Origin of the sequence: Streptomyces sp. URMC 126, from assembly GCF_051386555.1 — a bacterium.
GTDB lineage: Bacteria > Actinomycetota > Actinomycetes > Streptomycetales > Streptomycetaceae > Streptomyces.
In genome coordinates this window covers 1-4956 of record NZ_JBPQTX010000429.1, presented here as the reverse complement: position 1 = coordinate 4956, position 4956 = coordinate 1, and the positions used below count along the sequence as shown (strand labels likewise).

5 protein-coding genes are annotated in these 4956 nt (G+C 71.3%); all 5 read right to left on the bottom strand.

The features are described from left to right. Positions 1–261 precede the first annotated feature (261 nt). Positions 262–870: a Maf family protein gene (locus ACSNOK_RS30690; RefSeq protein ID WP_436784071.1), complete on the bottom strand. Its 609-nt coding sequence runs from the start codon at positions 868–870 to the stop codon at positions 262–264. Positions 871–946: 76 nt separating this feature from the next. Next, entirely contained in the window at positions 947–2410 is a 1464-nt protein-coding gene (locus ACSNOK_RS30685) for a peptidoglycan D,D-transpeptidase FtsI family protein (protein WP_436784070.1), read from the bottom strand. Between the two features lie 213 nt (positions 2411–2623). Next, complete coding sequence (gene mmpB, locus ACSNOK_RS30680) at positions 2624–2752, bottom strand: morphogenic membrane protein MmpB (RefSeq protein ID WP_436784069.1); 129 nt, start codon at positions 2750–2752, stop codon at positions 2624–2626. Positions 2753–2831: 79 nt separating this feature from the next. Then, positions 2832–3041 carry an acyl-CoA carboxylase epsilon subunit gene (locus tag ACSNOK_RS30675; RefSeq protein WP_004949088.1) on the bottom strand — a complete coding sequence of 70 codons (210 nt, stop codon included), beginning with the start codon at positions 3039–3041 and terminating at the stop codon, positions 2832–2834. Between the two features lie 180 nt (positions 3042–3221). Next, positions 3222–4883, bottom strand: coding sequence for an acyl-CoA carboxylase subunit beta (locus ACSNOK_RS30670; RefSeq protein ID WP_436784068.1), 1662 nt, complete (start codon positions 4881–4883; stop codon positions 3222–3224). Between the last annotated feature and the right edge of the window lie 73 nt (positions 4884–4956).

Below are 4956 nucleotides of genomic sequence, written 5' to 3'. Positions count from 1 at the left end.
GGCGCCCACCCCGCCCCAGGCCGCCGAGCCGCCGAAGAACCCGCCCACCAGCATCTACCCGGACGCGATCAACGAACTGGGCAAGCTGGGCGAGCTCAAGCAGCTGGGCAAGGTCGGCCAGGCCACCAAGCAACTGCCGCTCTGATCACAGGCACCCCGCCGCCACCCAGGCCGGCCGCCGTCCCGGCCGTCCGGCCCCTCGACACCGCGCCGACGCGCGGTACGGGCGGGGCGCCCCGGAGCCGTCGTGCTCCGCGGGCGTCACGCCCACAGATCGGTGATCGCGGTCCCCAGCTCCGCCAGCAGTGTGCGGAGGAGCGGCAGCGACAGGCCGATCACATTGCCCGGATCGCCGTCGATCCCCTCGATGAAGGGGGCCGACCGGCCGTCCAGGGTGAAGGCTCCGGCCACGTACAACGGTTCGCCGGACGCCACGTACGCGGCGATCTCGGCGTCGCTCGGCTCACCGAAGCGGACCGTCGTCGAGGCGGTCGCCGAGGTGCGCCGGCCGGTCGCCGTGTCGATCACACAGTGACCGGTCCGCAGCACACCCGAGCGGCCCCGCATCGACTTCCAGCGCGCCGTGGCGTCCTCCGCGTCCGCCGGCTTGCCGAGCGCCCGGCCGTCCAGGTCCAGCACCGAGTCACAGCCGACGACGAGCGCCCCCGCGGCCTCCGGGCGGGCGGCCACCGCCGCGGCCTTGGCCTCGGCCAGCACCCGTGCCAGCGACCCCGGGTCGGGCGCGGTGAGCGCGTCCTCGTCCACCCCGCTCACGATCACCTCGGGGGCGAGTCCGGCCTGGCGCAGCAGGCCGAGGCGGGCGGGGGACTGGGAGGCCAGGACGAGGCGGCGCGCGGGTGTGGCAGTCATACGGCCAGGCTAAGGGAGGCGCGGCGCGGCCCCCGTCGACCGCCTCGCCCACCGGGCGGGCCGCCCGCGCCGGCCGTCACTTCTTGAGCACGGCCTGCATGATCTTCTTCGCGATGGGCCCCGCGAGCCCGCCGCCCGAGACGTCCTCGCGGTTGACGTCCGAGCCCTCCGGGTCGATGAAGACGGCCACGGCGACCGGCGAACCGTCCCCCTGCTTGGCGTAGGAGACGAACCAGGCGTACGGAATCTTGCTGTTGTTGACGCCGTGCTGCGCGGTGCCGGTCTTGCCGCCGACGGTCACCCCGTCGATCCGCGCGGCCTTGCCGGTGCCCTCCTGCGCGGTGAACTCCATCATCCGCTGGACCTTGCGGGCGGTGTCCGCCGAGACCGGGCGCGCCATCTCCTCGGGCTTGTGCTTCTCGACCGTGGACAGGTCGGGGGAGCGCAGGCTGTCGACCAGGTACGGCTTCATCAGCTTGCCGTCGTTGGCGAAGGCCGCGGTCATCATCGCGATCTGGAGCGGGGTGGCGGCGAGGCTGCCCTGGCCGATGCCGGTGAGCGCGGTCTGCGGCCGGTTGATGTCCTTCGGGTAGACGCTCTTGACGACCCCCACCGGCATGAACAGCTCGTGGTTGAAGCCGAACTTCTCGGCCGTCTCCCGCATCTTGTCCTTGCCCAGCTCGGCGGCGACCTTGGCGAAGACGTTGTTGCACGAGTACTGCATCGCGACCTTGAGGGAGGCGTTGCGGCAGGGCGCGTTCTCGTTCTCGTTCTTCATCGGCGTCACCGTGTCCGGGAGGTTCCAGGGGTACGGCGAGTCGGTGGGCGAGTCGACGTCGTGGTAGAGCCCGTGGTCGAGGGCGGCCGCGGCGGTGAGGATCTTGAAGGTCGAACCCGCCGGGTACAGCTCCTTGATGGCCCGGTTGGAGAGCGGCTTCTCCTTGTCCTTCTCCAGGGCCTGCCAGGCCTGGGAGTCCTTGTTCCGCTCCCCGGAGAAGACCGACGGGTCGTACGAGGGTGTGGAGACCAGGGCGAGGATCTTGCCGGTGTGCGGCTCGATCGCCACGGCGGCGCCCTTGTACTTGGACAGCCCTTCGTAGGCGGCCTTCTGCGCCTCGGGGACGATGGTGGTGACCACGTCGCCGCCCTCCGGCTTCTTCCCGGTCAGCATCCGCGTCGTGTTCCGCAGGAACAGCCGGTCGTCGTCGCCGGTGAGGAAGCGGTTGTAGACGTATTCGAGCTGGCTGTTGGTGTAGATCTGCGACGAGTAACCGGTCACGGGCGCGTACATCGGCCCGTTCTTGTACGTGCGTTTGTACTTCAGGTCGCCCGCGGCCGTCGGCGTGGAGCCGGTGACCGGACTGCCGCCGACGATGATGTCGCCGCGTGGCTGCGCGTAGGCGGCTATCTTCACCCGCCGGTTCTTCTCGTGGTGCGCCAGTTCGTCGGCTTGGACGAACTGCACCCACGTACTGCGCACCAGCAGCGTGAAGACCAGCAGGCCGGTGAAGATCGCTACGTGTCGCACGGGCTTGTTCATGGCATGACCACTCCCCGGTTCGCGGTGGATCCCCCAGGAGAGGATGCGGAAGCGGAGGGATCCGGTTGCGGGGAGCATCAAACCTGTGAGACGCCTGTGCAAGGGGAGGCGGCGAGGTGGGCCGGAAAGCCGCTCACCCGGGCCGGAAGTGATGCATGGGGCCCGTGGGACGGGGTGGCGACGGGCGGCAGGGACGGTCGGACCGGCCCCCGCTCACACCGCCCCGAGCAGGAGGAACAGCACCACCATGCCGACCGCCAGCAGCACCCCGGCCCGCCGCAGCATGGCCTGGGCCTCGCGGAGCTCGTCGGGGGGTTCGTCGGACGGGTCGGACCACAGCACGCTCCCATGGTCCGGCGCACGCGTCCGTCCGGCCTGAGTACGGGTACTCAGGCCGGGATGTGAACCGGGTCTCCCGGGCTCAGGCCGGCCAGTAGGAGGTGCGCCAGGCCCGCGGCCCTGGCGCAGGCGCGCGCCGGGTCCTGGCCAGCCGGGCCGGGCTGGCCCACTCGGGGCGGACGACCTCGTCCGGCGCGGCGGCGTTCGCCCGGGCCGCCGCGCGGGCCTGGACCACCGCCAGTGCGGCGGCCAGCTCCTCCGGCGTGGGGTTGCCGCGTACCACCTTGATCACCTGACGCTCCTCTCACCCGCTGCCGCGTGCGCGCCTCGCGGCGCCCACGCCCGCCTCGTCCGGGCGGCTCCGAGCCCACGGCTCGCGCGCCGCCCCGCCGCTCACGGCTGCCCGCCGCACCGGCCGCCCACGCCCCGGACGGGCCGGGACCGCGGCGCCCCCTCTTCGTACAGCCGACCGCTACAGCGGGATGTTCCCGTGCTTCTTGGGCGGCAACACCTCGCGCTTGTCACGCAGCGTGCGCAGGCCCCGGACGATGTGCCGGCGGGTGTCCGACGGCATGATCACCGCGTCCACGTAGCCGCGCTCGGCCGCCGTGTAGGGGTTGAGCAGCGTGTCCTCGTAGTCGGCGATCAGCCGGGCGCGCAGCTCCTCGCGCTCCTCGTCCGACTCGACGGCCGCCAGCGCCCGGCGGTGCAGGATGTTGACCGCGCCCTGGGCGCCCATGACGGCGATCTGGGCGGTCGGCCAGGCCAGGTTGAGGTCCGCGCCGAGGTGCTTGGAGCCCATCACGTCGTACGCCCCGCCGAACGCCTTGCGGGTGATCACCGTGATCAGCGGGACGGTGGCCTCCGCGTAGGCGTAGATCAGCTTGGCGCCGCGCCGGATGATGCCGTTGTACTCCTGGTCGGTGCCGGGCAGGAAGCCCGGGACGTCGACGAAGGTGAGCACCGGGATGTTGAATGCGTCGCAGGTGCGGACGAAACGCGCCGCCTTCTCACTGGCGTTGATGTCCAGGCAGCCGGCGAACTGCATCGGCTGGTTGGCGACGATGCCCACCGGGTGGCCCTCGACGCGGCCAAAGCCGGTGATGATGTTCGGCGCGAACAGGGCCTGCGTCTCCAGGAACTCGCCGTCGTCCAGCACGTGCTCGATGGCCGTGTGCATGTCGTACGGCTGGTTCGCCGAGTCCGGGATGAGGGTGTCCAGCTCCAGATCGGTGTCCGAGACCTCCAGGTCGGCCTCCTCCGGGAAGGAGGGCGGCTCGGAGAGGTTGTTGGACGGCAGGTAGGAGAGGAGCGCCTTGACGTACTCGACGGCCTCCTTCTCGTCGCCCGCCATGTGGTGGGCCACGCCGGAGGTGGTGTTGTGCGTCCGCGCGCCGCCGAGCTCCTCGAAGCCGACGTCCTCGCCGGTGACGGTCTTGATGACGTCGGGGCCCGTGATGAACATGTGCGAGGTCTGGTCGACCATCACCGTGAAGTCGGTGATCGCCGGGGAGTAGACCGCGCCGCCCGCGCAGGGGCCGACGATCAGGGAGATCTGCGGGATCACCCCGGAGCCGTGCACATTGCGGCGGAAGATCTCGGCGAACAGGCCGAGGGCGACCACGCCTTCCTGGATCCGGGCGCCGCCGCCGTCGTTGATGCCGACGACCGGGCAGCCGGTCTTCAGGGCGAAGTCCATCACCTTGACGATCTTCTCGCCGTAGACCTCGCCCAGCGAGCCGCCGAAGATGGTGAAGTCCTGCGAGTACACGCAGACCGTGCGGCCGTCGACCGTGCCGTAGCCGGTGACGACGCCGTCGCCGTAGGGCCGGTTCTTCTCGATGCCGAAGTTGGTCGACCGGTGCCGCGCGAACTCGTCGAGCTCGACGAACGACCCCTCGTCCAGCAGCAGCTCGATCCGCTCCCGCGCGGTCAGCTTGCCCTTGGCGTGCTGCTTCTCCACCGCCCGCGCGGACCCGGCGTGCGTCGCCTCGTCGATCCTGCGCCGGAGGTCGGCGAGCTTGCCCGCGGTCGTGTGGATGTCGATCCCGTCGGTCCCGTGGGCGCCCTCGGTGCCGGACGGGCCGGCGGCGTCGGGGCGGTGGGCGGCGGGCTGGGCGGCTGACTCGGACATCGGACTGCGGCTCCTGTGTGTCCTGAGATGGGCGGTGGTCCGGAGAAGCGTGAGGGGCTCGGGGGATGGTGAC